We start from the raw sequence: 25,558 nt of genomic DNA on the forward strand, positions 1-25,558 counted from the left end.
CTGGGAAATGTGATTCGCCGCCTTCACTCATACTCGGCGATCCCTCGGGATCGCCACGCACATCACCCACAGAGCCACAGCGCTGGCTTTGTGGGTTTTTTGCGTATAGATGGTACAGTCGCTCAGCAACGATTGTGCCGTACCGCTATGCTTAAACGAACGCAGTGACAACATCAAAACGCGCCAAGGTGGCAGAGTCCGGCCGAACGCAGCGGCCTGCAGAGCCGCCCACCGCCGGTTCAAATCCGGCCCTTGGCTTCTTACTGCGAGTAATTTCACGAGCGGCAGAAACGTACTGCGGTAAACCGGGATTCTGCGCGAGACAGTTCTCTCACGTTGTTTAAATCCGACCGACAAGTTTCCAATCGCTGCCATCGACAGCTTCATCGATCGAGGAGTGGCTTCCCGATAGGAAAATGGGCCGGCCGCGATTGTGAACTACGCTGAGACGGTTCTGCTCGCTCGTTTCACTCGCTGCGCGGGCTGGGACTCGTCTAGTTCAAATCCTGGCGGTTCCGATGCTCGCCGCTCGCGGATTTGCTCGCGGCGAGAAGTGGGCCGGGCGCGATTTGAACACACGGTCGGACGTGCTCACTGCGTTGCGCGCGACCCCCCTGCATTCAAATCGCGGTAGCCGCTTTGCTCCTCGCGTAATTGCTCGGAGCAAAAGCGGGCCGGGCGCGATTTGAACACGCGACCGTCTGGTTAAAAGCCAGACGCTCTGCCAGACTGAGCTACCGGCCCCGTAGGTGCTACTTCCGGAGAGCGATGGTTAAACGTTTCTTTCTGCATCAGACAATGGTCGCCCTGGTGCTGTTTTCATGACAAATCGGAAGAGTTGGCCTAAGAACTACTCGAAGTACTGTTCGAGTGCCTCACTAACGATGATTCCGGGTTCAACGCCGTCAATCGAGGCGCGACGCCGGAGATCACGGTAAGTCTCTGGAGTGAGCGTCAGTTCGAGTTGGCCGAGCGTGACGCCCTGGTCGATCAATGCCCGTTCGATCGGGACGTCGTCGTTGACCGCGCTCGCGACGCTGCGAACCTCGCGGACGGTGAGTTCGCCGTCGAAGGCGGCCCATGCAAGCAGGAGTCTGGCCTCGCCGCCGACGCGAGCGATGTGCTTGGCTGCGGTCGGCGCAATGCGGCCGAGTGCGACCTGCTTGCGGACCGAACGCGGGAGATCGTGGACACGAGCCCACTTTCGGATGAAGGAGACAGTTGCGTCGCCGCCGGCTCGTTCTGCGGCAGCCTTGTAGGAGCCTTCACCGCGGACGAGTGCGGCACAGGCAGCGGCGCCGCGGAGCATGTAGAGGTGATCGTCGTTCGTCGAGCCGGCGGCGAACTGGCGAACGGTTTCGGCGGCGTCGGCAAGACTGCCGGGATCGTCGGGATCGAACTGTACGGCCTTGCGAGCACGCGTTCCAGTGACCGATTCGTCGCCCCGAATAACTGGTGCACCGACGGGAGACTCTCGGTCCGTCGGGATCGATCGACCGCTGTCACGACGGTTGGCGCCACGATCGCCGGGCCGATTGTCGGTCATACCTTCGATACGGGCTTCGAGGTCAAAAAAGTCGCTTCCATGGCGAATCTCTCACTCGTCACGCTGTTTGGCAAGATGCTCCCAGATTTCCGTACAGCCGGCACCCTCCTCGAGGTCGTCGAGGTGTGCGTCGTCGCGCTCCGCTTCGTCCTGCTCGTGCTTGATCGTCTCTGGTTTGCATTCGGCCGCATCAGTCATAAAGCACCTTTCGAACGCGGAGAGCATAAGTACCGCTTCGTCTGCAAGCGATACCCGTGCTCAACCTTATCGGTTAGTGCTGCCGCTATCGTTGACACGCTCGCGCGTCGTTTGTGTCGAACCGGACATCGCAGGTCGTCACTACGGATCGATGGCCCTGTACTGGTGGATCACGGATATCTTCGTCTTCTGCTCGGTGTAATCTGACGTAGAGCATCTGCGATGTTTCGATTCTCGGGACCGTCCCAGTGTGTGGGTCCTCTGGGGCCGTGGCTGCAGTTCTATCGGGTGCCTCGAGCGAACTCCTCGTAATCTCGAGTGTTTCTCGATACCGGTCGCGGTTCGTTCGAGATCGTACGTTCAGTTCTGGGGAATCGATATCGCGCGTTGAACGACGTCGGTGCGGGTAGATCGAGTGGTAGACCGAACGCTGTTGCCTGAGGGAGACGATAGAGGTAGATCACCGGGTTCGATTTTAGTGGCGAATAGTGCCGCTAAGTGGTGCGATATTTTGTGGGACTATCGCGACACTCGAGTGATACTATCACGGTTATACCACGAGCTGCACGTGGGGTCTGGTTCGAGTCGGTGGAATGGAGTCGTTGATTCGTGGTCAGCGAACGTGTACCGAACACGTCGGTGGGATCGAACTCGTCTGTGTCGCTCGTCACGGGGCCTAACTGGTCCTGCCGCGAGCGGTGCAGTCTGTCCGATCGACTGATCACGGTCAACGCCTACACGACGTTGGATTACGTCGAGGCCACAGCGAAGGGTCAAGAGTTCGAGTGGGGGTCGGTCGCCGTCGTGAACGCGACCGTCGATAGGGAAGAGCCCGATGCCGTCCACTTGCAATTCGAGCTGGATAACCTCGCCGAACAGCACCTGCCCAAACATATGGTGAACCTCGAGTTGACGCCCGAGCAGGCGCGAGCGCTGGCGGCTGACCTCGGGAAACACGCTGCTTGCGGCGAGAATGCGAGTGCCGAGAACGACAGCACCTATAGTAGCCACTGAAAGTCAATGCATACCTGATCGCACGATAGCTGTGCGATCAGTGTGTACATCGTTTCAGTTGTTACTATAGCCGCTCCGTCGACAGCGCTTGCCGTGGCAGGCTGGCGGTTTTTTCGCACTGATGGCGATCGATCCGCCGGCTCAACAATGAGTATGGACACGATTCAGGACCTGTTCGAGCACGGTCTCGAGGACATTTATCACGCCGAGCAGCAGCTGCTGGACGCACTCGACGATCTCGAAGCGAAGACCGAAGACGAGGAGATCGCACGGGCGTTCGCCGACCACCGTGAGGAGACCGAAGGCCAGATCGAACGCCTCGAGGAGGTATTCGATCTCTTCGGCGAGCCACCCGAGAAAGAGGAGTGTGAGTGTATCGAAGGCCTGCTTCAGGAGTACGAGGGGTTCACGGCGGCGGAACCGAGCCAGGAAGTGATGGATTACCACAACATGGCCGCCGCAGAGAAGATCGAGCACTACGAAATCGCTGCCTACGGGAATCTGATTCCGCTCGCGGATCAACTCGGACTGGACGAAGGTGCCGACCTCCTCGAGGAGAACCTTCGGGAGGAACAGAACGCCCTCGAGGAACTGAAGGAGTTGACCGAGCAGTTCGAGATGGACGCGATCCCGGCGGAGTAACCCTCCCATGCCGGACGAAGGGAGTGGCGACGACGAACGTGCCGAGACCGACGACAGAGCCGTCGACACGTAATCGGAGACTGTCGTCTCGGCCGTCGACAATCGTGTGTGTATTTTCGCTGATCGGTAGTCTGATCTCGCTGTTAGCACCCGAGTTCGTGTTCGTATCGCGCGGATCGCACCTGTCTCGAGTATTCGACTGTCGATTCCCTGACCGACCGGTAACCCGATAATAATTCCATGTGGGGTGGTGGCAGGCAGCAAATATATACGTAGCTGGACGTGGTGCGTTTTCCGGGTGATCCGAGGATGGCTGATGTCCCAACAAAAACGGCACGAGCGGAGTGGGGAACCCGGTTTGGGTTCCTGATGGCGATGATCGGCGCGATGGTGGGCGCCGGGAACATCTGGCGGTTCCCGTACGTGATGGGTGATAACGGGGGTGGAGCGTTCGTTCTCGCCTTTCTTGTCCTGCTGTTTCTCCTCGCGGTACCGGGATTGATGGCCGAGGTTGCACTCGGCCGGTACACGAACAAGGGAGTTATCGGTGCCTTCCGTGAGGTCGTCGGGCGGGGCGGGATGGTCGGCTTCGGCGTCGTCGTTATTCTGGTGAACATCGCGTTGATGTCGTACTACTCGCCGGTGATCGCCTGGACGCTGTACTACGCGGTTCACTCGTTGCTGTTTACGTTTACCGCGACCGGCTTCGAGGCCGAGGCGTTCATGAACGGTCTCTTCGCGAACTCGGCGCTGATGATTGGCCTCCACACGGTCGTGATGGGATCGATCGCGGCGATTCTCGTCCTCGGAATCCGGCGCGGCGTCGAGCGAATCGTCGTCTACGCGGTGCCGGCGCTGGTGGTCGCGCTCGTAGTCATGACGATTCGCGGACTGACGTTACCGGGGGCGAGCGAGGGAATCGCCTTCACGTTCGGCGTCCAGTGGGAGTATTTGACGTTCAGTGACACCTGGATCGCGGCGCTCGGCCAGGCGCTGTTCTCGACGGGTCTCGGCTGGGGAATCGCCCTGACTGTCGGGAGCTATCTGCGGGAGTACGACGACGTTCCGCTCGGCGGTGGCGTCTTCACGGCGATCGGTGAGTCCAGTATCGGTATTCTCGCCGCCCTCGCCATCTTCCCCATCGTCTTTGCGGTCGGGGTCGACCCCGACGCCGGGGCTGGCCTCGCGTTCGTCTCGCTGGTTCAGGTCTTCCCCGAGATACCGCTGGGTGGGCTCGTCGCGATCCTGTTTTTCGTCGGCTTCTTCCTCGCGACGTTCACGTCGGGATTGCTCATCACCGAAGTCAGCGTGACGACGGTGAGCGAGGAAACGCGATTCGATCGTACCCAGACGACGCTCGGGGTCTGTGGCGCGATCTGGCTGCTCGGAATCCCGAGTGCCTACTCCGTCGACGTTCTCGACTATCTCGACTTCGTCTTCGGGAACTGGGGACTGCCGCTTGCAGCACTCGCCATCATCGGCATCATCGGCTGGGTCGCGGGGCCGAAACGGATCCGCATGCTCGCGGTGAACCGCAACGCCGGTATCTACGTCGGCTCCTGGTGGGATCCCGTGATCAAGTACGTCATTCCCGCGGTCATGCTCTTCATCATGGGCTACTTCGCCTGGGAGAACTACGGCACCGCGGAGATGATCGGTGGCATGCTCGTGATCGTGCTGTTCCCGATCATCGGTTACGCGATCATGTCCGTCGTGGAGGGCCGGGGCGGCCAACCGGATCGTGCGGAAGTTCCCGGAGGTGACGACTGATGGCGCTGACTGCCGAAGTGCTGGCCATGCTCGCGTTCACCCTGCTCGCGTTCTGGGGCGTCGCCGCGTGGGCGCTCGTCCGGACGCTGCGACAGGAAGGGCGGAAAGTCGAGATCCTCGAGCACCAGGATCGGATGGACACCTACTCGCCGAAAGCCCTCGCGGAGTTGCGCGAGTGGATCGAGGCCAACCCCGACGATCCGCTGGTCGACGAGGTCCGCGAACAGCACAACGAGTGCGTCGAGGTCCTCGAGCAGACCGACAGGCGCTTCTACGACTGGTCGGACGCGGAGGTCGAGCGACTCGAGCGGGTCTGATCGACGGATCGGGCTCGTCTTGTTCGATCGGTCTCGATTCCGACGCTAGTTCTTTTACGATGCCGCCACTACCAGCAGGTGTGACACGGCCGGCTTCCGGAGCGCGTAACGGTGACAGCGGTCCTTCGATCCGCCCCGCCGAGCGTGCCGACCTGCTCGCGGTTACCCGTATCGAAAACGAGTCGTTCGCCCAGCCCTGGCCGTACGACGCGTTCGACCGATTTCTGGGCGAACCGGGCTTTCTCATCGCCCTCGAGGAGGGCGAGGTCGCCGGCTACGTCGTCGCCGACGTCACGCGAAACTTTGGCCGAAGTCTCGGCCACGTGAAAGACATCGCGGTCCACCCGGACCACCGGGGCGCGGGTGTCGGTAGCCTGTTGCTCTCCCGGGCGCTCGCGGTGCTCACGGCCCACGGGGCTGATTCGGTCAAACTCGAGGTTCGTCGCTCGAACGACCGTGCGAAGCGCCTCTACCGGCAGTTCGGCTTCGAACCGTTGCGGTTCGTCCCCGACTACTACGGGGACGACGAGGATGCAATCGTGATGATCCGCAAACTCGGTTGATCGTCGCTCGTCGGCCTCGCTGTGTCGGTTACGTGCTGGATCTCGCTCTCCCGTCGTTTCATACGATTTGTTGTACCGATGTACCGGTGGGACCGCAGGACGGTTGCGGTCCCAGCGGTAACGACGTACAGCAGACAGTATCAGCCGCGGGACGTGGACGTTTTACCGCCCGCGCTCGTACGATCGAGCATGGGATACGCTTGCCCCGTCTGCGGCGCCGAACAGGCCGACGCGGCGCATCTCGCGAATCACCTCGCGATCACCGCGTCGCTCGGTCGGGAGGACCACCGCGAGTGGCTCGAGGAGCACGCCCCCGACTGGGGCGACTGTTCGCCCGAGGAGTTAGGCGAGCGCGTCAGCCCGCACGCTCCCGAGGTCGAGACGCCCGACTTCGAGAGCGCGAGCCACGGTCACGACCACGGTCGACCGGACGGTCTCGAGGAGGGGATCGCCCAGCAGAGCCGCCAGCCCGGTCGCGGATCGCTGACGGCCGAAGCCGAGGACGTCCTGCAGGAGGCCCGGGAACTGACGAAACAGATGCAGGAAACGGGCGGCGCGGACGACGATACCGAGGGCAGCGGGGCTGAAAGCGCTCACGACGATACCGAGGACAACGGGACCGAGGATGCGGACGACACCGCCGAGCGCGGAAACGAAAACGCGTAACTGCCCGTCGGTCGTTCGTCCACGTATGCACACGGTGGGGACGTTCACCTTCGAGTCCGTAGCGGACGCGCGCGAACAGTACAACGACATCGGTCCGGCAGCCCAGACCGTCGTCCGCGAGGTCGCGAAGGCCATGGAGTTCGACCGCGAGGAGTACGCCGACCGCGTCTCGAGCGAGGTCATCGAGACTGCCCGCGACGCCCTTTTCGCCAGTTTGCTCGAGGTGTGCGTCGGCACGCGCGAGGAGTTCGACGACTGGCGGGAGTCGTACGACGGCGAGGTGTCGGTCGCCGGCCACGAGAACGTCGAGAACGTCGTCTGGCACGTCGGTCCCGAGGGCGAGGCCGTCGCCGCCACCTTCCAGAACGAGGAGGACGCGGCGGTCGCGACGCTCCGTCGGCAGGCGTTTGGGCAACTGTATCGGGACCTCTTGTAGTCGCTTGAGCGAGTTCATTCCGGTCGGGTTCTTCGATCCGTCACTCGGGGCTACCTGTGTCACTGTTCGGCGAACCGACACTATAATGTGTTCGTGAACACTATCCAACAACTACTGCGATGCCCTCCGTACAGGACTTCCGCGACGGTCTGGCCGACGAGTCGCTACGGGCGGCGATCCTCGCCGGTCTCGCGGCGGTGCCGTTTGTCGTTTTCTTCTCTTGGGGGGCGGTGATCGACGATGTCGTCGTTCTTGGCGGGTCGATCTCGTTTTGGGCACTGGCGCTGGCGGCGGTGTACGTCGGCTACCGCTACAGCGATCACGAAATCTCGAGTCGCCGTGCCGGTTTCTGGACCGGTCTTGCCGGTTCGCTCGGAACGGTGCTGGTCCACGTCGCCAACACGATCACGACGATCCAGTCGCTCTCGCCCCGTTGGGCCGTCATTACCATCGTCGCGACGCCGTTCGTCGCCGCCGTCGGTGTCGGGATCACTGCCCTGTTGACGATGCTCATCGCACAGTTTGTCGGCTGGGTGACGACGCGGCTCGATCGGGACCGACGCGTCCGGGACGGATCGACTGTCGTCGACGAACATCTCTCCGAGTCGCGGTGGTGGCTCCCCGTCGCCGCGTACGCGATTCTGGCCCCGGTCGTGTTTGGCTCTCTGTTCTGGGAGCTCTGGGCGACGTCCGGTGACGTCTGGTTGCTCGTCTCGCTGGTGGGTTTCGTCGCCTTGGTCGGCCTCTCGATCGTCGCCCTCGTCGGCCTCTTCGTCGATGCGACCGCTCCGCGGGACGAGGACGTGGCCTGGTTCCCGAACGCGCTCCTGTACGCGGGGATTCCGCTTGGGGCGTATGCGCTCGCCCATTTGGTAGCTTCCCTCTGGAGGCTGGAGAACCCGCCCGGCTACGGGATGTACGCGTTCCTCGCGGCGCTCTGGCTCACGTCGGCCGTCTACCTCACCCACCGACACCGGTACGTTGGCACGCTGTCGCACCACTCCGTGTAGCGACGGTCTCGGTCGGTCGCTCGAGCGAACGGCACCTATTACCCGCTCGAGGCCGACGTCACTCTCGATGACTGCACCCGACGAGTGGGAGCTTCGCGAGGAGGTTACCGAGTACGAAACCGGCTGGTACGACGGCGGCTACGACCTGCTCGAGCAACCCAACGGGATCGAGAAACGCTACTACTGGGCTGACCTGCCGCCGGCGGTCGTTGTAGTCGCCCGGATCGATGGTACCCTCGCCGCGTCCGTCGACAGTGACGAGACCGAAACCGACGACGAGAGGGACGCCAACAGCGGCAGCGACGGCGACCACCTCCTCTTCGTCGAGCAGTATCGGCCAGCGATCCGCGAAACGCACCTCGAACTCCCTGCTGGCATCGTCGAAGACGGCGAGTCCTACACCCGCGCCGCCGCCCGCGAACTCGAGGAGGAGACCGGATTCAAACCCTCGAGCACGGCACTCCTCCAGGAGTACGCGGTCGCGACGGGTGTCCTCCGACACGACCGCGGTATCGTCTACGCTGAGGGACTCGAGCCGGGCGAGCGCGAACTTGACAACAACGAGTTCCTCGAGGTGACGACGGTGCCGGTCGAGGCGGCCCTCGAGCGCGCCCGCGAGCAGCCGGCGAACGACTCGACGGTGTCGGCGCTGTTGCTGGCGAAGGAGGACGGCGTGCTCTGAGCGAGGGCGACTCGAGGGCCGCGTTCGGGTACGTGTCGATCGGCCGGAATGGCACCAGATCCACCGGCGTTCTCGCGTGACGTGTCAGAAAAACGCTACCGATTCGATTCACCGCAGCGAAGTGGCCTACTTCGAGCCGAGACCGAACGGGAGTCGGCTCCGTTCGCGGCCGCCGGCGTCCTCGAGCGGTTGCTCCGTCGCTTCGACGCTCGCGGCGAGCGCCAGCCCCACGATGGCGAGCATGATGAGCGCGCCGCCGACGAGCGTGACGGTCGTGAGCCCGCCCAGCGAGAGGCCGATTACGAAGACGACGGTGCCGATAAGTTGCAGGGCGAACAGCGCTTCGAAGGGGATCGATTCTCGGTTCATACGGGACTAGAGGGGCTGAGCGTAAATAACGGATTCATACGAACGGAGAGTATCTCCGCCGGACTGGCAGCTTCGCTGCAGTTCGCGTTACCGTTTTCGGCCGACGGATGGCTCCGTCTACGAGAATCGACCCGTGGTCTTATTCTGTCCGAGTTCCAACGCGGCAGTAATGGACGGCGAAATCTCCCCCGACGAGGTCAAGGACCTCCTCGAGGACGATGCCGACGTACGTATCGTGGACATTCGCGATGCACAGAGCTTCACGCACAGTCACATTCCCGACAGCGAGAACGTTCCGTTCCACGAACTGACGAGTCGCGTCGAGGAGTTCGAGGACGCAGACCACATCGTCACGGTCTGTCCCCACGGCAAGGCCAGCGTGCAGGCGGCCCAGCTTATCAGCTCCTACGAGGGCACCGCGGACGCCCGCGTCGAGAGCATGGCCGGCGGACTCGAGAAGTACGGGATGAAGTACGGTCTCGCTCGCCCGGAAGAGAAAGAGACGGACGAGTCCGCGAACGCGGAATCTCCGTTCTGAACTCTCGATCCACTCATCGGATCCCGAATCGGTTCGAACCGAGAGGGAGTACTCGAGTCGCTCGTAACTCGTTCGCCGACGGCACGATTCCCGTCCCGTCGACCGATCGCACCGCTATTCGGTCGCCGTCGGCTGAAAATGAACCACAGTCGCTGTGAGGCGATTCGCGAGTCGATCGTGACGCTCGGAAGTCGTCTCAGATCATCGCGGGCATTAGGCGACGTTGAAGCCGCGGTCCCGAAGGAACTCTTCGATGCGGCCCCTGTGATTGCCTTGCAGTTCGATCTGGCCGTCTTCGACAGTTCCCCCGCAGGCGAACTTGGACTTCAAGTCCGACGAGAGACTGTCTAAGTCGACGTCCTTCGGATCGAATCCTTCGACGATCGTTACCTCTTTACCGTATCTGCGCTCGTCAATGCGGATATTGAGTTGCTGTTGTCCCTTGGCCACGTCTTCGCAGACGCAAAGTTCCTCGGGCAGCCCGCACGTCGAGCAGACTTCCGACATTACGTTCCATGCTACGAAACGGCCATATTAAACACTATCGGGACCTACATGCCCTCGCGTGGTTCTTTTTGACTCGGACGGGGGTCGACTCGAGTCTTCATTTGCCGTCGACGGCCGAACGGACTCCGGATAGCACTCCTACAGACGTGACGAAGCGTGACGATATCGACGTTACCGGCGACCGACGATCGGGAGGTGCGCTCGAGCGAGGCCGTCGACGAGTTCGATCGTCTCGTCGGCCTCGCTTCGACTGACACCGCCGCCGTAGAGTGCCCGCTCGTAGCGATCGACGACCGTTGCGACCTGCGGATCGATCTCTCGGTCCGGATCGGACGATAGCGCCTCGAGGTAGCTGCGAGCGGATTCCGAGCGCTCGCGCGGCCGGTACTCGCGTGCGAGTACGCGCTCGAGTCGCCGATAGGCACGTTCGGTGTCGCGGTCGGGGTCGTCGGTCCGTCGTTGCCAGTAGCAGCCGACGGTTCGGCGAACGCGGTCGGTTGCGCCGGTGCGGTGGACGCCGGCGACCACCCCGACGAGCGCGATCAGGCCGATCGCGGCCGTCTCGCGCGAAATGGAAAGTGCGGAGACGAGGGTACTCAAGAACCCGTCATCTCGCTCGCTCGCGTCGGCGCTCGCGCCGGTGTCGTCCGAGCCGTCGTCCGAACCACTCTGGTCGTCGTCGGTGCCGGGATCGGTCTCGTTGCCGTCCGGATCGTCGTCGGAGCCGGGGTCGGTCTCGTTCAGGTCGGAACCGTCGTCGTCCGTCCCGTTCTGGTCGGACTCGAGATCGTCTGCGCCGTCGTCGTCCTCGTCGCTGACCGGGACGTCCTCGCTCGAGTCGGTGTCGATGTCGTCGACGCCGTCCGAGCGGGCCTGTTCGACGCTCTCGGCGTGGGCCTCGTCGCGCGGGCCCGGCGGCGTCGGCTCGAAGGCGACCCAGCCGTGGTCGGGGAAGTAGACCTCGACCCAGGCGTGGGCGTCCGTGCCGCGGACGACGTACTCGTCGTCGTCGACCTGCTGCCCGGCCGTATAGCCGGTGACGTAGCGGGCCGGGACGTCCTCCGCGCGCAGCATTTGGGTCATCGCCGTCGCGAAGTAGACGCAGTAGCCTTCGTCCATCTCAAACAGGAACTCCTCGGCGACGTTGCCGTCGGGCCGGTCCACGTCGAGCGAGTAGTCCTTCGTCGAGCGGAGGTGGCCCTCGATGGCGACCGCCTTGTCGTACGGATTATCGGCGTCGGCGGTGATCTCGGCGGTGCGCTCCTCGAACTCGTTCGAGGTGCTCTCGGGCGTCTGGAGGTAGTCGCCCTCGAGGATTGGCTGCGGGTAGTTCGTCCCCGCCGCGCGGAGTTCGGCTGCGTTCGGGTCGATGATCGCGCTCTCGACGGCGTAGCTGTCGCCCTCGATCACGGGCGTCGTCGGGTGGAACTGCCCGTGTGCGCTGACTTCCGTGTGCTGGGCGAGATCTCCTTCGATGGAGAGGGGCTGGCTCGCGGCGGGCATGACGCCGAGGTCAGTTTCGGCGGTGATGACCTGTTGGACCCGTTCGCGGTCGCCGGGCGGTGCCTCGAGAGCGCCCTCGTAGGCGCTGGCGTCGCCCGTTCGAATCCACTCGTCGCCGGCGAAGCGGTCGTAGACGCCCGTTCGCCAGTAGGCACCCCGTTCGGATTCGACGGTGAACCGCACCTCCGGCGAGAGATCGACGGAGCCGCCGATCCCCGATCGCTCGGAGGAGTAGTCGATCGCGCCCTCGAGCGTGGTGGGATCGCCGCCGGAGAGGTGGTCCGAGGAGCCAGAGCCGTCGGGGACGAACGTAACCGACAGCGAGAGGACGATGATCAGCGCAAAGGAGACGGCGAGCAGGTCGGCCTGCGCGACGGAGCCGCCGCGTCGCTCGAGTTCGCCGAAGCCGACGGCCCCGACCGCGGAAAGCGTCCCGAGCAGCGTGACCGTCGTCCCGGCGTCGCCGGTCAGGACGAGAAAGACCAGCGCGAAGCCGCCGGGGATCACGGCGAGTGCGTATCTCCCTCGCACGGCTAGATACCACGAGAGGAAGACGGGTGCGGGGACGAACGCGAGCGTCCAGACACCGGCTTCGACCATCCGAAGCAGCGGGAGCCCGGCCACGAGCGTGATCGTATCCGAGAGGATCGCGTCGCTCGCGGAGAACGCGACGTCGACACCGACGCCGGTGACCTCGAGGTAGTAACCGAAGCCGACCGCGCCAGCGGCAATCGCGGCGACGACTGCCGTTCGGGGCCGAATCGTCCACGCGAGCACCGTCGCGACGACAATCATTGCCCCGACGAGGGCGAACAGCGACTGGGTGCCGCCGACGACACGGGTCACCTCGCGCAACACGCTCACGTACGAGGCCGTCATGACCAGTACACACCCTAGCGCGAGCAGCCGGAACGTGTCGGGGCCGATCGAGCCGTCCAGGCCGATATCGGCCGTTCGGTCGCCGGCGTGGGACTCCGATTTCGTGCTCACGAGACCACCCCCGATTCGTCGCCGTCAGGCTGGTTTCGAGTCGCTCGGCTTGTCGAACCGGCTCGTCGTGATCGCCCGTTCCCGCGGCGATCACCGATCAGTCGGTCGAACGGGATCGATCGCCCGTCGACGACGACCGTGGTTCCCTCGTCGCCGGCCCGAACGACGATATCCGCCGCTCGTCGCTGCTCGTCCTCGAGGTCGCCCGCCTCGAGGACGGCGAACGCCGACAGGAGGGTGTGATGGTGGTCCGAGCCCGTACCCGGCGGATACTCGCCGTTTGGGACGGTCACGCCGACGCTGACGTCGGCTTCGAGGAGGTGGGTCACAACGCTCGCGACGGCCGTCGCCAGGTCGTCGTCCCGACCGGGGGGACACTCCGCGGAGACTGTCACGGAGCCCGCTTCCTCGTCGGCAGCGTACTCCGTGACGACCAGGTCCGCGTCGGGCCGTTTGGCGGCGGACTTCCAGTGGACGTCACGTAACGAGTCGCCGCGCTGGTACTCCCGCAGGTGGTCGAACTCCTCGCGGTCGCCGCGCTCGCGCTCGACGAACGCCCGGAGGTCGCTGCCGGGATCGCTCCGGAGGTCGTGAACGCGCGGATAGACGACCAGCGAAGTCGTCTCGTCGTAGTCGAACCGTCGGTGGAACAGGCCGAACACGTCGGTGACGATGACTGTCAACGGGCCGAGTCGATGTTCGCCTCGTCGCTCGAGTCGCACCGCGTACTCGAACCGATCGTCGGCCTCGAGGGTCGTCGTCGCGGTGGGCGCGCCGCGCCCGTCGATTTCGGTCTCGGCTCCACTAACCGACTCGATGTCGGTAACCGTGGCTCCCTCGTCGACGGCGTCGCGAACGGTCGCCGAGACGGCCGACGCGGTCTCGAGCGCGATTTCGACCGTCCGGCGGTCGTCGACGAATCCCGGCGAGACGGGGGCACGTCTCACCTCGGGCCGTGTGGCTCGGGCGGTCGTCAGCGCACCGACGACGAGCACGACTAGCAGCGGCGTCACGACGGCGTTCAGCGCACGGGGACCGAACTCCCACACCATCGCGAACGAGAGCGCGACGACGGCGATGGCAGTCCAGCCGCGAATCGTCGGTCGCATCTGTTACTCCACGGAGACGCGCTCGAGGGCGTTCGAAACGACCGTCTCGCCGTCGCGGTCGTGATCGGTCGTCTTGATCCGGTGGGGGAGGACGACGGGAGCTTCGATCTGGATGTCGTCCGGAATCACGTAGTCGCGACCGTCGGTGGCGGCTCGGGCCTGTGCGGCCCGCAGGAGCGCGATCGTTCCGCGGGGACTGACGCCAATGTGTGCGTGCTCGCGGGTGTAGCCCGCCAGTCGTGTCGCATACTCTCGAACCGGCCCTTCGACGCGCGTCCGGGCGACGGTCTCGCGGGCGGCGACGACCGTCTCGAGGTCGGTCACCGACTCGAGGTCCTCGATCGGGTGGTGGCCGACCGTGCGGCCCAGCATCTCGGCTTCCTCCTCGGGCTCGGGGTAGCCAAGCTGGAGTTTCTTCATGAACCGATCGAGTTCGGCGAAGGGCAGATCGTAGGTCCGGTTCGGTTCGATCGCGTTCTGCGTCGCGATCACGGTAAAGGGGTCGGGCAGTTCGCGGGTCGTTCCGTCGACGGTGACCTGCTCTTCCTCCATGGCCTCGAGCAGCGCGGACTGGGTCTTCGGCGGCGCGCGGTTGATTTCGTCGCCCAGCACGATGTTGCCGAAGACGGGGCCGGGCTGGAACTCGAACTCGCGGCTCTGCTGGTTGAAGACGTTCACCCCGGTGACATCGGCGGGGAGAAGATCGGGGGTGAACTGGACCCGGCGGAACGTACAGTCGACGGAGGTCGTGATCGAGCGCGCGAGCATCGTCTTGCCGACGCCGGGGACGTCGTCGAGCAGGACGTGGCCGCGGCCGAGCATGGCGGTGACGACGTGTTCGATCGCCTCGTCGTGGCCCACGATCACCTCGGCGACGTTCGCCTCGATTTCGGCACAGAGGTCGGCGACCGTCGAAACGTCGAGGGCCGCTCGATCCGGGCTAGCGGTCTGCGTCGGCGGGTTCACGTCAGTCATGGTTCGTACACGTACGGAAAGCAGGGACCGGTCGAACCTCTCATCAGTACGTCAGTAGTGGCTCCGGACCATAGGCTTTGTGTCACGTTGCCCGAATGTCAGCTGTCGCTGCTCGCTTTGCGGGGCGTCGGCGCTACCAACTCACGGCACCGTTCACGTGGAGCGGCGCGTCTCGGGCCGAAACGGCATCGGATCCGAGACAGCCGTTGCTAGCCACGTAACAATCAGAGAACGATACCACTCCGTGAATTCGCCTTACAGGCGTTCGAGGTTCGTCGCTCGTGGGCCCTTCTCGGCCTCCTCGATGTCGAACTCGACTTCCTGTCCCTCCTCGAGATCAGGACCGCCGACGTCTTCCATGTGGAAGAACACGTCGTCGTCTGCGTCGTCGGTTTCGATGAATCCATAGCCGCCAGTGTCGTTGAAGAAGTCGACCGTACCTTTCGCCATTGCAAGTGTATCAATCCGCGACAGAGATATAAAGCTTCGGGAGTACACTCGCAGGCACCTCCAAGAGGACCCGGTCACACTCGCTGAGAGTGCCGATTACCAGGGTTTGCACGCTGGGCAGACGAAATCGCCTTCATCACGCCAAACGCGCTCGGTTTCGGTATCGCATCGACTGCAGGTGTACGTTCCCCAGGCGTACGTCGAGCGTGCGGTTTCGCCGTCCACGTCTGCGTCGCGCGTTTCGCGGACGCTGTGGTCGGTCGTCTCGTCGTCGACTGGCTCTCCGTCGTTGCTACCGTTATCCGGCGCTCGTTCGCCCGTCTCGACCTCGGTAGTCGAATTCGAGTTCGAGTTCGATCGCTGCTCGTCGGGATCTTCGTCAGTCCCCTCGCCCGAATCGAAATCCGAGAGCGTCGCGTCGTCGGTCACGTTCGAGGGTACGGCCGGCGGTGGCTTATATTGTCGGCTCTCTCTCCACCGGCGGGCGTCCGGCGATTCACCGTCACTGACCGCAGCCGATTCATCGGTACCGGGACCAGTGCCAGCGACGGCGGCAGCGAACGCTCCGGCAGCGGCCGCTCCGCAACGGTGGACCGGCACGGCCAAGTAGGATCGGTGACAACCCCCGTACATGGACACCGTCACACCGATGAACGTGATCGTCGATGACATCGTCGAGATGAACGAGTACTTTACCGACGTCGCGATGGGCGACGGACTCGCCCCGTTGCTCGTCCTGATAGGAACGGTCCTGGTCGTCTTCACGCTCGGCGTTTTCGGCGTTCTTACGCTCGGCGCAATCGGTAGCCTCTTCTCCTCGAGTTCGAGCTAACGCCTTCGGCCGACCGGATTCTCACTCGGACCGTCGGTTTTCGACGCTGTCGAGCGCCTCGCTCGCTCGTCGGACGGCGTCCTCGAGATCCGGCCCGAGCGGGGAGCCGACGACGATACCGTCGACGTACTCGAGCGCGGCTTCGAACCGGTCGGCGATGGTCTCGGTCGTCCCCGCGATACAGAAGGCGTCGATCATCGCCGGTGTGACGTGACCGAACGCCTCGTGCAGATTCCCCTGCTCTAAGGCGTCGCTGACCGCACTCGCAGCCTCGCGGTCGATATCGTGGCGCTCGAGGACGGGTTCGGCCGCCCCGCCGGCGATGAACGCGACGGGCGGCCGGGCCGCCTCGCGGGCCTCGGTTTCGTCGCCGGCGACGCTCACGCTAGCGAACGCGAGCGACTCGAATTCGCCGTCTCGCGAGTCGCTGCGCTCCTCGCTCGCTCGTTCCGAGGCGCTCTGCGCCTCGCGCTCCTCCAGCCCCTGCTCGATTTCGCCCGCGGCCCACTCGAGGTCCCGGGGATGTGCGGCGTTGATCAGCACGCCCTCGGCGTGTTTCGCGCTCATCCGAAGCATGTGCGGTCCCTGTGCGCCGACGTAGGTCGGGATCTCTTCCGAGGGCGGCTCGATGTTGAGCGACGCGTCCCGCGCGGTGAACGTCCCCTCGTGGGTCACCGTCTCGCCGTCCCAGAGATCCTGCGCGAGTTTGAACGTCTCGAGGACGCGCCGGAGGGGGCTGTCGCGCTCGATTCCGAGGTTCGCGAGCGAGGAGCGGTCTCCGGCTCCGACGCCGAAGACGGCTCGTCCGTCGCTCACCTCGTCGATCGTCGCCGTCTGGGCGGCGAGTTTCACGGGGTGGCTCTCGTAGGGGTTGACGACGCCGGGTCCGAGGCGAAGTTCGTCGGTGGCGTCTGCCATCCGCGAGAGCGCGACGAACGGATCGCGGTTGAAGTAGTGACTGCTCGCGAAGGCGATATCGAACCCCTCGTCCTCCGCCAACGCCGCCAGTTCGGCGACGCGCTCCGTGGGGTGTTCGGGTGTCAGTTCGATGGCTCGAGTCGCGCCGTCGGTCGGTGTGGTATTTTTGGTCATCAGTCGTCGAACCTCCAGTTCCGCAGCGCCTGCCGCACGAGGTCGTCCTCGACCGCTCTGAACAGTTCGTCGCTGCCCTCGTGGTCGCCAAAGTCCCAGTCGCGGACGACGACCGCGGGCGTCCCGCCGGCTCCCTCGCCCGTCACGAGGTTCGCGGCCGAGGACAGTTCGTCGACCACGGACTGGACGGTGACGCCGAGTTCGTGGCCATCGCGGTCGAGTTCGCCCCGCCAGTCCCGGCTCGCAGGCATCCCCGCCCAGCCGAGGGCAACCCCGCGCTGGCCGTGGCGGAACGGCCGCCCGCAGGTGTCGGTCACGATGACAGCGACGTCCTCGATCCCGCGCTCTGTGAGCCCCGATCGAATCCGTTCGGCGCTCTCAGTTGGCTTCTTGGGCAGCAGCAGAATATCGTGATCCGGCACGTTCGAGCGATCGATCCCCGCGTTCACGCAGATGTGGCCGAACCGCGTCTCGGTCAGCAGGAACGGACAGTCGATCAGTAGCTCCGTGCTCTCCTCTAAGACGGCCTGTGCGAAGCGCGGGTCCTTCTCCTCGTCCGCCACGTCGGCGATCCGGTCGGCGATCTCTTGTGCTCGGCCGCTGACCGGGTAGTCCTCGAGATTCGCCACTCGGCCCTCCGTCTTCGAGACGATGGTGCTCGCGACGGTGAGCACGTCGCCGGGCTCGAGAGCCGCCCGATCCGCGACGAGTTCGGCGATGTCGTCGCCGGGACGGATCTCGGGCAGATCCGCCACTGGCTCCAGTTCCATACTGACAGGTGGGAAGGCGGCGTCAAAAGCGCACCGTCACCGGAGAATGGAGTCACCGTTCCGGGCCCATTCACGCGGACCTACCGCTCGAGTTCGAACAGCGCCCCCGGCCCGTCCAGATCGATCTCGAACCCGGCGACGCCACAGACGTCCCACAGCGTCGCACCGTTGCTGGTGATCACCGGCACCCCCAACTTCGCCTCGAGCGCCTCGACGGCGGCCAGCGAGCGGTAGTTCGTACAGGAGACGAAGACGGCGTCGAGGTCGTCGTCCCCATCGACGTCGTCGAGAACCTGCTGAAACGCGTCGTCGGCGTCCAGCGCACCGATCGCCGTGTTCGACTCGAGTCCCCAGCCGTCGATCGAGGCGACGTCGAAGCCCGACGCCTCGAGAAAGTCGCGCTCTTTCGCGTCGAGATCGGCGGTGTAGGGCGTGACGACTGCGATCCGTTCGGCGTCGAGCGCCTCGAGCGCGCGCACCACCGAGCGGGCCGTCGCGACGGCGGGTGCGTCGGCCGCCTTCCGAAGTCGTTCCTCGAGTTCGGCGTCGAACCCGGGTCCGTGGAGTAGGCTGCCGGTGGTGCAGGCGTAGGCGACTGCGTCGACGTCGGCGTGACCCAGCAGTTCGGCCGCCCGCGCTGCGTCGTCGCTCATCGCGTCCAGCGCATCGACGGTCACCGACTCGAGTGCCATCCGCGCGCTGTGGACGGTGATCTCGTCGGGGAGCCACCGGCGAACCTCGGGTTCGGCCGTGGTGTTCGAGGAGGGGACGATCAGCCCGAGTCGGCCGCGGACATCGCCGATGTCGATGTCGGTGCTCATCGATCGGCCACTCCTCCCTCCGTTTCCTCGCTCGAGTCGGTTCGCTTCCCGGCCGAGCGGTCGTCCTCGAGCGCGCTATCGTCCCGCTCGCTCGGCTCGCCGTGTCCGCCGCCGCCCGGCGTCCGAACGGATACTGTCGTCCCAGCTTCGACGTCGACGGTCGTCTTCGCGGGCACCGACTCGCCGTCGATCAGATTCTCCCCGGTGGCACCGTTTTGCCCGCCGGCGACCCCCTTCGGCGCGTGGCGACGCCGTTCGGTCAGCAGCGACACCGTCGCGTCCGCCTCGACGGTGACGGTTCGATCGAGTCCCAGCCCACCCCGGAACCGCCCCTCGCCGCCACTGTCCGGACGGAGCGCATAGCGCTCGACCCGCAGCGGGTACTCGGTCTCGAGGGATTCGATCGGTGTGTTCAGCGTGTTCGTCATCCCCACCTGCACACCGTCCATCCCGTCACGGCCCGCTCGAGCGCCGAAGCCGCCGCCGATGGTTTCGTAGTAGGTGAACGAGCCGTCGCGCGCGCCGATGGTCAGGTTGTTCATCGTCCCCTGGCCCTGGGCTGGCACGCGCTCGGGTGCGGCCCCCGCAAGCGCGGTGAAGACGACGTCCGTCACGCGCTGGCTGGTCTCGACGTTGCCGCCGACCACGGCGGCAGGTGGGTTCGGATTCAACAGCGATCCCTCGGGCGCGTGGACTTTCACCGGCTCGTAGCAGCCGTGGTTCGGCGGAATCTCGGGATCGGTGATACAGCGTACGACGAAGTAGACCGCGCTCTTTGCGACCGCGATGGGGGCGTTGAGGTTCCCCTCGAGCTGTCCCGCGGTTCCCGAGAAGTCGACATCGATCGCGTCGCCGTCGACCGTCACCGAGACGCGGATTTCGATGTCTCCGTCGGTGATCCCGTCGCCCTCGAGGAGGTCGGTCGCCTCGTAGGTGCCGTCGGGTAGCGCCGCGATTTCGTCCGATATTCGCTCTCGCGAGTAGTCGATGACGGCGTCGAATCCCGACACCACCGTCTCCCGTCCGTGCTCGTCGAAGAGCGCGCTCAGCCGTTCTTCGGCGCGTTCGTTCGCCGCCAGTTGTGCACGCAGATCGGCCCGTCGCTCGGTCGGATTGCGGACGTTCGCGAGGATCAGCGACTGCACGTCCTCGCGGCGCTCGCCGCCCTCGACCAGTCGAGTCGGTGGGAGCCGAAGCCCCTCTTGATAGATCTCCCGTGCCCCGGCGGGCATACTGCCGGGGGTCATACCCCCGACATCTGCGTGGTGGGCTCGTGAGACGGCGAAGCCGACGATTTCGGGGTCGTCGCTGGCCGCTCCGGCGTCGTGGTCCCCGCTCGTCTGGGGTGCTATAGGCGACACCATCGTCACGTCGGGCAGGTGCGTCCCGCCCGTGAATGGGTCGTTGAGCACGAAGACGTCGCCTGGTTTCGGATCGTACTCGAGCACCGCGTCGACGGCCGCGGGCATCGCGCCGAGGTGGACCGGGATGTGCTCGGCCTGGGCGATCATCCGCCCCTCGGCGTCGAATAACGCGGTCGAGCAGTCCCGGCGTTCCTTGATGTTCGGCGAGTAGGCCCCGCGGATCAACGTCTGCCCCATCTCTTCGGCGACGCTCTCGAGTTGGTTGCGCAGCACCTCGAGGGTCACCGGATCGATGCTTTCGTCGGGAGTGCCGGTATCGTCGGTCGTGTCTCTCGTCATCACTTGCTCACCTCCGTCTCATCCGCCGCTCGACTCATCACCAGCGTGCCGTCCTCGAGGATCTCGCCGCCCCAGTTCGGCGGGACGACGGTCGTACTTTCGGCCTGCTCGAGGATCGCCGGCCCCGAAATCGACGCGCCCGACGCGAGCCGATCCCGGTCGTAGACGGTCGTCTCTCGAGGCTCGACACCGGTGCTTGGGAAGTGTGCGTCTCGGGAGCCGAGGCGGGCGTCGCCCGTTCCCTCGTGGCGGACGGTCGGCTCCGTTCCCGGAACCGTCGCCGTCGCGCGGAGGTTGACGACCTCGAGCGATTCGTCCATCGCGTAGCCGTAGGCTTGTTCGTGGGCCGCGTGGAAGCGCTCTGCGACTGCAGTCGCATCGAACGACTCGTCGACGGGAACGGTCAACTCGAAGCTCTGACCCGCGTAACGGCAGTCCGCAGCGCGTTCGACCTGTGCAGCGTCACGGTCCGACGCGTCCGCGAGCACGTTCGCGACGAGGTCGTCGTAGACGGACTCGAGTTCCGCTGCATCGGCTGTTTCAAGTCCGACACCGACCGTCCGAACGGCATCGTAGCTCTCGTCGGCCGCGAGCAGACCGAACGCGGAGAGAACGCCACCCGGCCGCGGAACGACGACGCGATCCACCTCGAGCGACTCGGCCAGCGCGGCGGCGTGCATCGGTCCCGCGCCGCCGAAGGCGACGACGGCGAACTCGCGGGGATCGTGACCCCGTTCGACCGTCACCGCGCGGATCGTCCGCGTCATCGTCGCATTCGCGACCCGGTAGACGCCCCGTGCGGCCTCGAGCGCGTTCTCGAGGCCCGCCTCGTTGGCGAGTCGCTCGAGGGACGCCTGCGCTGCGTCGACGTCGAGCGTCATCTCGCCGCCGAGTGCGGTCTCGGGGCCGATGTAGCCGAGGACGACGTTGGCGTCGGTAACCGTCGGCTCGGTGCCGCCGCGGCCGTAGCAGGCGGGACCGGGCTCTGCACCCGCCGAGCGCGGGCCGACCCGGAGCGCGCCCCCAGAATCGACCCACGCGATCGACCCGCCGCCCGCGCCGACGGTGTTTACGTCGACCATCGGCGTTCGGATCGGGAGCCCTGCGATCTCGGCGTCGGTCGTCCGCTCGGCCTGGCCGTCCCGGACGAGGCTCACGTCGCTCGAGGTGCCGCCCATGTCGAAGGTGACGAGGCCCTCGACGTCGGCGTCGTCGACGGTCGCAGCGGCACCGACGACGCCCGCGGCGGGACCGGACAACGTCGTCGTCACGGCGTGCTCTCGAACGGTTTCCGGGTCGGCGATGCCACCGTTTGCCTGCATGATCCGCGGTGCCGGGATTCCGGCGTCCTCGCTCTCCTCGACCAGCCGACCGACGTAGCGGTCGATCGCCGGCCGAACGTAGGCGTCGACCGTCGTCGTCGACGTCCGTTCGAACTCGCGGAACTCCGCGAGCACCTCGTGGGACGCTGAAACCGGGACTGCGAGTTCCTCGCGCAGAATCTCGGTGACGAGCCGTTCGTTCTCCGAATCGGCGTAGGAATGTAACAGACAGACGGCGACAGTTTCGACGTCCGACTCCTGTAGGGTCGCCGCGAGGTCACGAATCTCGTCGGGATCGACCGGTTGCTCGACGTCCTCGGTCGTCGTCCGCTCTGCGACCTCGAACCGTTGCTGGCGAGGGACGAGTGGATCCGGCTTCTCGGCCTCGAGATCGTACAGATCCGGCCGGTTCTGGCGGCCGATCTCGAGGACGTCCCGGAACCCCTCGGTCGTGACGAGCGCGGTTTTCGCGCCGCCGCGCTCGAGGAGCGCGTTGACCGAGACGGTCATCGCGTGGGCGAAGGCGTCGATTTCGCCGGGATCGATGTTCGCCCGCTCGCAGGCCTTTTCGATGCCCTCGAGCACGCCGAGCTGTTGGGGATCGGTCGTCGGCACCTTCGCGGTGACGAGGCGGTCGTCGACGGTCAGCGCGACGTCGGTGAAGGTGCCGCCGACGTCGACCCCGATCCTGGTGTCGTCCCTCTCGGGCGTCGCCCGTTTTTCAGTTCGGTTTGCGTTTACGTGTTTGTCTGGCGTCCCCGTGTGTTCGTCTGGCGTCTCTATGCGTTCGTCTCGTGCGTCTGTCTCGTTCATTAGTGGAGAGCGGTATGGTCAGTAGTCGTTAGAACGGCAGGAAGCCGAATAATACCTCGAGGCCGTCGCCGACGATCAGGACGTCGTAGAGCGTTTGCACCCCGATCCCGACAACGACGATCGTGACGAGCCCGCCGAGGACGTTCTGGAGGGTCGTGTTCGTGTGTTCGCCGAGCAGGTCGTCGTTGTTCATCGCGTAGATGAGGAAGACGGCGAGGATCGGCAGCAGGAGCCCGTTGGCGACCTGTGCGAAGACGATGACCTCGACGGGGTTGTAGTCCAGCGCCGAGAAGACGATGCCGACGGCGAGGATCGTCATCCAGATCGCACGGAACCGCGTCGATTTCAGGTCGCGCTCCCAGCCGAGCGCACCAGCGGTCGCATAGGCTCCCGCGAGGGGCGCGCTCATCGCACTCGTAAAGCCGGCGGCGAAGAGCCCGATCGCGAAGAACGTCAGCGCGTAGCCGCCGAAGACGGGCTCGAGTTGGTCGGCCATCTCGCCGACATCGGCGATCTGCGTTCCTTCGGGGAACACCGCGGCGGCCGTGACGACGATCGAGGTCGTGATGAGCCCGCCGACGATGATCATTCCGATCGTGTCGGTGCGACACTCCGCGAGGTCGTCGGACCCGTTCCAGCGCTCCTGGACGGTGCTCGCGTGCAGGAACAGGTTGTAGCCGACGACGGTGGTTCCGACGAGGCCGGCGATCAGGTACGCCGAGCCTTCGGGAACCGTCGGCACGAGACCGCCGCCGAGTGCGGTGATATCGGGCTGAACGATGATCGCGTTGAGCACGAACGCGAGGCCCATGACGACGACGAGGCCGATGAAGACCCGCTCGATCAGTTTGTAGCTGCCCGACCACAGCAGGGCGGCGGCGACCAGTCCGATGACCGGCCCCCAGATGTTCTCGCTAATGCCGGTGATCGTCGCGAGGCCGGCCGCACCGCCGACGATGTTCCCCGTCTGGAACGCCGCCGTCCCGATCCCGATCGCGCTCACGACGAGCGCGATGGTCACCCCCTTTGCGATCGGGTTCGAGAACTCGCCGCGGAACGCCTCGCCAAGTCCCTCCTTCGAGATCAGTCCCAGTCGCGCGCTCATCTCCTGGAGGACGATCGTTGCCAGGATCGAGAACGCGATCGTCCACACGAGCAGGTACGCGTACTCTGCCCCAATGACGCTCGCCGTCGTGACGGTACCCGGACCGACGAACGCCGCGGCAACGAGCGCGCCCGGTCCGATCGATTTGAGTCTGTCTACAACACCCATGATGTATGTCCACACACATCCCTCTCCGAAGACCACAAAAGGGTTGTTAAGAATCGAACACACGGACTCGAGTATTCCCGTACGGGTGATGTTCGGCGTATGAACTCGTATGAACGTCGGCCGTCCGTCGACGAATTCGTTCTCCGAGCGTGGAATCAGCTACTCGAGCGCTCGGTCACGATCACCTTCGAGACGCCCTGCTCGATCTCGATCTCCGTCGGTAGATCGACCGTGCTGCGCTCAAGAAAGCGCGTCATGAACCAGCGGATCGCTTCCGAGGGGAAGACGATGTGGTAGACATCCTTCTCCTCGCTTCGCACATCCAGAAAGCCACAGAACGAGAGCCACTCGAGAACCTCGCCGACACTCTCGAACCGCTGGGCGTACTCCCGGGCGTGGTAGTCCGAGACTCGATCCGCCGCATCGACGAACGCCGGATCGGGGTCGCCGCCGGCGTAACAGTGCTCGAGGAAGGCGTGGAGGAAGTCGACGTCCAGCAAGACGTGTTCGCCCGAGGTGAGCATCTGATAGTACTGTTCTAAGTTGTCGCTCGGCGAGCCGCTCGCCGCCTCGAAGTTCGCGGCGTAGAAGGCGAGCGCACGCCGGACGAGTTCGCTTTGTCCGTTTCCAGTCTCGGCGAGGAGCGTCTCGAGGGCCGCCTGCGAGTCGTCGTCGAGCGAGACCGTGACGCGCTGTGTCATGTGTCCTCGTCGAACGCAAGACGGGTATAGTTCACGGCACGTGTCCGTCGGAAGTCACGTTCGCGGTCCCTCGAGTCGGTCGTCGCTCGTCGGTCGAGAGGGCGACATCAGTGAACGTGCCGCCGACAGTTTATGGTTCGTCCACCGCCTGCGACCGAGGCCCCCACTCGCGTTCTCTGAGATGGGGCGATCTATCCAGTTCGATGCTCGACCGAGAAGGTTCCGTCGTCGACGGTCGCGACGAACATCGTCTCGAACGTCGTGGGTGCAGCGCCGGTGGCGCTCCCCGGGTTCAGCAGCCGGACGCGACTGGCCGGTTGGCCCTCGTCGTCGGCTCCGAGGGGGTCGTCGAGCGTAACGGTCGTATCGACGACCTGGTGGGTGTGGCCGGCGACGGCGACGAGCATCGTATCGACGTTCGCGCCCGCTTCCTCGCGGACTGTCCCGACGACTCGTTCGCGCCAGCTGCCCGACGAGCCGTCGCCGTGAGTGACGACGAACGTCACGCCGTCGACCTCGAGGGTGGCCGTCCGCGGCACGTCGAGCGTCGCCGGATCCACGTTGCCAAGAACGGCGGTTAGTTCGCCGTTCGTGAGGTCGACCATCCGCTCGTAGGCCCCGATCGATTCGAAATCGCCGGCGTGGATGGTGTGGTCGGCCCGCTCGATCTCGGCGACGACCCATTCCGGAATGTCCGACTCTCGAGTCGGGACGTGCGTGTCGGAAATAATCGCAATACGGGTCATAGCGTCCGTTTGTCGGCCTGTCTCGAAAACTGTTCGTCTCCCCCAAACCGTTTGTCACCGACGCGGAAACCCGTTCGTCAGCGGACGATCCCCGTGGCCCGTCTCACGTACTCGAGGTCGTGACGGGAGACGCTCCCTTCCTCGAGAGACGCGTTCGACCGTGAGGGCGACCAACCGGGAGGGCGAGTCGCTGTCGAAAG

The 25,558-nt window shown here is 65.0% G+C and carries 28 protein-coding genes and 2 tRNA genes; 12 read left to right on the forward strand and 18 right to left on the reverse strand.

Features of this window, described 5'->3' with window-relative positions; translation table 11 throughout:
- Nucleotides 1–182 precede the first annotated feature (182 nt).
- Nucleotides 183–258 (forward strand) — tRNA-Cys (locus NATTI_RS0110650).
- Between the two features lie 412 nt (nt 259–670).
- On the opposite strand, the gene NATTI_RS0110655 is transcribed toward NATTI_RS0110650, so the two are convergent.
- The 3 genes from NATTI_RS0110655 to NATTI_RS26525 form a co-directional block, all read right to left on the reverse strand.
- Nucleotides 671–744 (reverse strand) — tRNA-Lys (locus tag NATTI_RS0110655).
- A gap of 106 nt (nt 745–850) precedes the next feature.
- Nucleotides 851–1,546 carry a DUF7119 family protein gene (locus tag NATTI_RS0110660; protein ID WP_006088614.1) on the reverse strand — a complete coding sequence of 232 codons (696 nt, stop codon included), beginning with the start codon at nt 1,544–1,546 and terminating at the stop codon, nt 851–853.
- 51 nt (nt 1,547–1,597) lie between these two features.
- Complete coding sequence (locus NATTI_RS26525) at nt 1,598–1,744, reverse strand: hypothetical protein (protein ID WP_006088615.1); 147 nt, start codon at nt 1,742–1,744, stop codon at nt 1,598–1,600.
- Nucleotides 1,745–2,449: 705 nt separating this feature from the next.
- On the opposite strand from NATTI_RS26525, the gene NATTI_RS0110680 reads away from it, so the two are divergent.
- From NATTI_RS0110680 to NATTI_RS0110720, 9 genes are all read left to right on the forward strand, one after another.
- Nucleotides 2,450–2,758, forward strand: a complete 309-nt coding sequence (locus tag NATTI_RS0110680) for a DUF6360 family protein (RefSeq protein ID WP_027119120.1) — start codon at nt 2,450–2,452, stop codon at nt 2,756–2,758.
- A 147-nt stretch (nt 2,759–2,905) separates the two neighbouring features.
- Complete coding sequence (locus NATTI_RS0110685; RefSeq protein WP_027119121.1) at nt 2,906–3,400, forward strand: YciE/YciF ferroxidase family protein; 495 nt, start codon at nt 2,906–2,908, stop codon at nt 3,398–3,400.
- A 309-nt stretch (nt 3,401–3,709) separates the two neighbouring features.
- Nucleotides 3,710–5,170 carry a sodium-dependent transporter gene (locus tag NATTI_RS0110690; protein WP_081603642.1) on the forward strand — a complete coding sequence of 487 codons (1,461 nt, stop codon included), beginning with the start codon at nt 3,710–3,712 and terminating at the stop codon, nt 5,168–5,170.
- Entirely contained in the window at nt 5,170–5,487 is a 318-nt protein-coding gene (locus tag NATTI_RS0110695) for a hypothetical protein (protein WP_006088619.1), read from the forward strand. Before NATTI_RS0110690 ends, NATTI_RS0110695 begins: the two co-directional genes overlap by 1 nt.
- Nucleotides 5,488–5,567: 80 nt before the next feature.
- A complete protein-coding gene (rimI, locus tag NATTI_RS0110700; RefSeq protein ID WP_006088620.1) occupies nt 5,568–6,050 on the forward strand; it encodes a ribosomal protein S18-alanine N-acetyltransferase in 483 nt (160 codons plus the stop codon).
- A gap of 189 nt (nt 6,051–6,239) precedes the next feature.
- Complete coding sequence (locus tag NATTI_RS0110705; RefSeq protein ID WP_006088621.1) at nt 6,240–6,716, forward strand: DUF5810 domain-containing protein; 477 nt, start codon at nt 6,240–6,242, stop codon at nt 6,714–6,716.
- A gap of 25 nt (nt 6,717–6,741) precedes the next feature.
- A complete protein-coding gene (locus NATTI_RS0110710) occupies nt 6,742–7,152 on the forward strand; it encodes a DUF5809 family protein (protein ID WP_006088622.1) in 411 nt (136 codons plus the stop codon).
- A gap of 119 nt (nt 7,153–7,271) precedes the next feature.
- On the forward strand, nt 7,272–8,162 hold the full coding sequence (locus NATTI_RS0110715; RefSeq protein ID WP_006088623.1) for a hypothetical protein: 891 nt from the start codon (nt 7,272–7,274) through the stop codon (nt 8,160–8,162).
- 67 nt (nt 8,163–8,229) lie between these two features.
- Nucleotides 8,230–8,844 carry an NUDIX hydrolase gene (locus NATTI_RS0110720; protein WP_006088624.1) on the forward strand — a complete coding sequence of 205 codons (615 nt, stop codon included), beginning with the start codon at nt 8,230–8,232 and terminating at the stop codon, nt 8,842–8,844.
- Nucleotides 8,845–8,970: 126 nt separating this feature from the next.
- Here the strand turns inward: NATTI_RS0110720 and NATTI_RS0110725 are convergent, their stop codons facing one another.
- Nucleotides 8,971–9,213, reverse strand: coding sequence for a hypothetical protein (locus NATTI_RS0110725; RefSeq protein ID WP_006088625.1), 243 nt, complete (start codon nt 9,211–9,213; stop codon nt 8,971–8,973).
- Between the two features lie 169 nt (nt 9,214–9,382).
- Between NATTI_RS0110725 and NATTI_RS0110730 the strand changes: the two genes are divergently transcribed.
- Nucleotides 9,383–9,751: a rhodanese-like domain-containing protein gene (locus tag NATTI_RS0110730; protein WP_006088626.1), complete on the forward strand. Its 369-nt coding sequence runs from the start codon at nt 9,383–9,385 to the stop codon at nt 9,749–9,751.
- Between the two features lie 213 nt (nt 9,752–9,964).
- Here NATTI_RS0110730 and yciH read toward each other — a convergent pair whose 3' ends face one another.
- The 6 genes from yciH to NATTI_RS0110765 form a co-directional block, all read right to left on the reverse strand.
- Nucleotides 9,965–10,258 (reverse strand): stress response translation initiation inhibitor YciH, encoded by a 294-nt coding sequence (yciH, locus tag NATTI_RS0110740; RefSeq protein ID WP_006088627.1) that lies wholly within the window; start codon nt 10,256–10,258, stop codon nt 9,965–9,967.
- Between the two features lie 171 nt (nt 10,259–10,429).
- The gene (locus NATTI_RS0110745; protein WP_006088628.1) at nt 10,430–12,751 is read right to left on the reverse strand and encodes a transglutaminase TgpA family protein; all 2,322 of its coding nucleotides are present in this window, start codon (nt 12,749–12,751) and stop codon (nt 10,430–10,432) included.
- Nucleotides 12,748–13,860, reverse strand: coding sequence for a DUF58 domain-containing protein (locus NATTI_RS0110750; protein ID WP_006088629.1), 1,113 nt, complete (start codon nt 13,858–13,860; stop codon nt 12,748–12,750). Before NATTI_RS0110750 ends, NATTI_RS0110745 begins: the two co-directional genes overlap by 4 nt.
- A gap of 3 nt (nt 13,861–13,863) precedes the next feature.
- Nucleotides 13,864–14,835, reverse strand: coding sequence for an AAA family ATPase (locus NATTI_RS0110755; protein WP_006088630.1), 972 nt, complete (start codon nt 14,833–14,835; stop codon nt 13,864–13,866).
- Between the two features lie 255 nt (nt 14,836–15,090).
- On the reverse strand, nt 15,091–15,285 hold the full coding sequence (locus NATTI_RS0110760; protein WP_006088631.1) for a cold-shock protein: 195 nt from the start codon (nt 15,283–15,285) through the stop codon (nt 15,091–15,093).
- 96 nt (nt 15,286–15,381) lie between these two features.
- Nucleotides 15,382–15,714 carry a DUF7573 domain-containing protein gene (locus NATTI_RS0110765; protein WP_006088632.1) on the reverse strand — a complete coding sequence of 111 codons (333 nt, stop codon included), beginning with the start codon at nt 15,712–15,714 and terminating at the stop codon, nt 15,382–15,384.
- Between the two features lie 202 nt (nt 15,715–15,916).
- On the opposite strand from NATTI_RS0110765, the gene NATTI_RS0110770 reads away from it, so the two are divergent.
- Nucleotides 15,917–16,117, forward strand: coding sequence for a hypothetical protein (locus tag NATTI_RS0110770; RefSeq protein WP_006088633.1), 201 nt, complete (start codon nt 15,917–15,919; stop codon nt 16,115–16,117).
- A gap of 21 nt (nt 16,118–16,138) precedes the next feature.
- Here NATTI_RS0110770 and NATTI_RS0110775 read toward each other — a convergent pair whose 3' ends face one another.
- The 8 genes from NATTI_RS0110775 to NATTI_RS0110810 all read right to left on the reverse strand — a co-directional run bounded on the left by NATTI_RS0110775 (nt 16,139) and on the right by NATTI_RS0110810 (nt 25,358).
- A complete protein-coding gene (locus NATTI_RS0110775) occupies nt 16,139–17,209 on the reverse strand; it encodes a 5,10-methylenetetrahydromethanopterin reductase (RefSeq protein ID WP_006088634.1) in 1,071 nt (356 codons plus the stop codon).
- The gene (locus NATTI_RS0110780) at nt 17,209–17,979 is read right to left on the reverse strand and encodes a coenzyme F420-0:L-glutamate ligase (protein WP_006088635.1); all 771 of its coding nucleotides are present in this window, start codon (nt 17,977–17,979) and stop codon (nt 17,209–17,211) included. Before NATTI_RS0110780 ends, NATTI_RS0110775 begins: the two co-directional genes overlap by 1 nt.
- Before the next feature lie 80 nt (nt 17,980–18,059).
- Complete coding sequence (locus tag NATTI_RS0110785; protein WP_006088636.1) at nt 18,060–18,800, reverse strand: maleate cis-trans isomerase family protein; 741 nt, start codon at nt 18,798–18,800, stop codon at nt 18,060–18,062.
- On the reverse strand, nt 18,797–20,503 hold the full coding sequence (locus NATTI_RS0110790; RefSeq protein WP_006088637.1) for a hydantoinase B/oxoprolinase family protein: 1,707 nt from the start codon (nt 20,501–20,503) through the stop codon (nt 18,797–18,799). Before NATTI_RS0110790 ends, NATTI_RS0110785 begins: the two co-directional genes overlap by 4 nt.
- Nucleotides 20,503–22,638, reverse strand: a complete 2,136-nt coding sequence (locus tag NATTI_RS0110795; RefSeq protein ID WP_019991811.1) for a hydantoinase/oxoprolinase family protein — start codon at nt 22,636–22,638, stop codon at nt 20,503–20,505. The genes NATTI_RS0110790 and NATTI_RS0110795 overlap by 1 nt, the downstream gene beginning before the upstream one ends.
- 28 nt (nt 22,639–22,666) lie before the next feature.
- Nucleotides 22,667–23,911, reverse strand: coding sequence for an Nramp family divalent metal transporter (locus NATTI_RS0110800; protein ID WP_006089453.1), 1,245 nt, complete (start codon nt 23,909–23,911; stop codon nt 22,667–22,669).
- 155 nt (nt 23,912–24,066) lie between these two features.
- Nucleotides 24,067–24,612: a ribbon-helix-helix protein, CopG family gene (locus NATTI_RS0110805; RefSeq protein ID WP_019991812.1), complete on the reverse strand. Its 546-nt coding sequence runs from the start codon at nt 24,610–24,612 to the stop codon at nt 24,067–24,069.
- A 191-nt stretch (nt 24,613–24,803) separates the two neighbouring features.
- On the reverse strand, nt 24,804–25,358 hold the full coding sequence (locus NATTI_RS0110810) for a metallophosphoesterase family protein (protein ID WP_006089455.1): 555 nt from the start codon (nt 25,356–25,358) through the stop codon (nt 24,804–24,806).
- Between the last annotated feature and the right edge of the window lie 200 nt (nt 25,359–25,558).

Source organism: Natronorubrum tibetense GA33, from assembly GCF_000383975.1.
Lineage (GTDB): Archaea > Halobacteriota > Halobacteria > Halobacteriales > Natrialbaceae > Natronorubrum > Natronorubrum tibetense.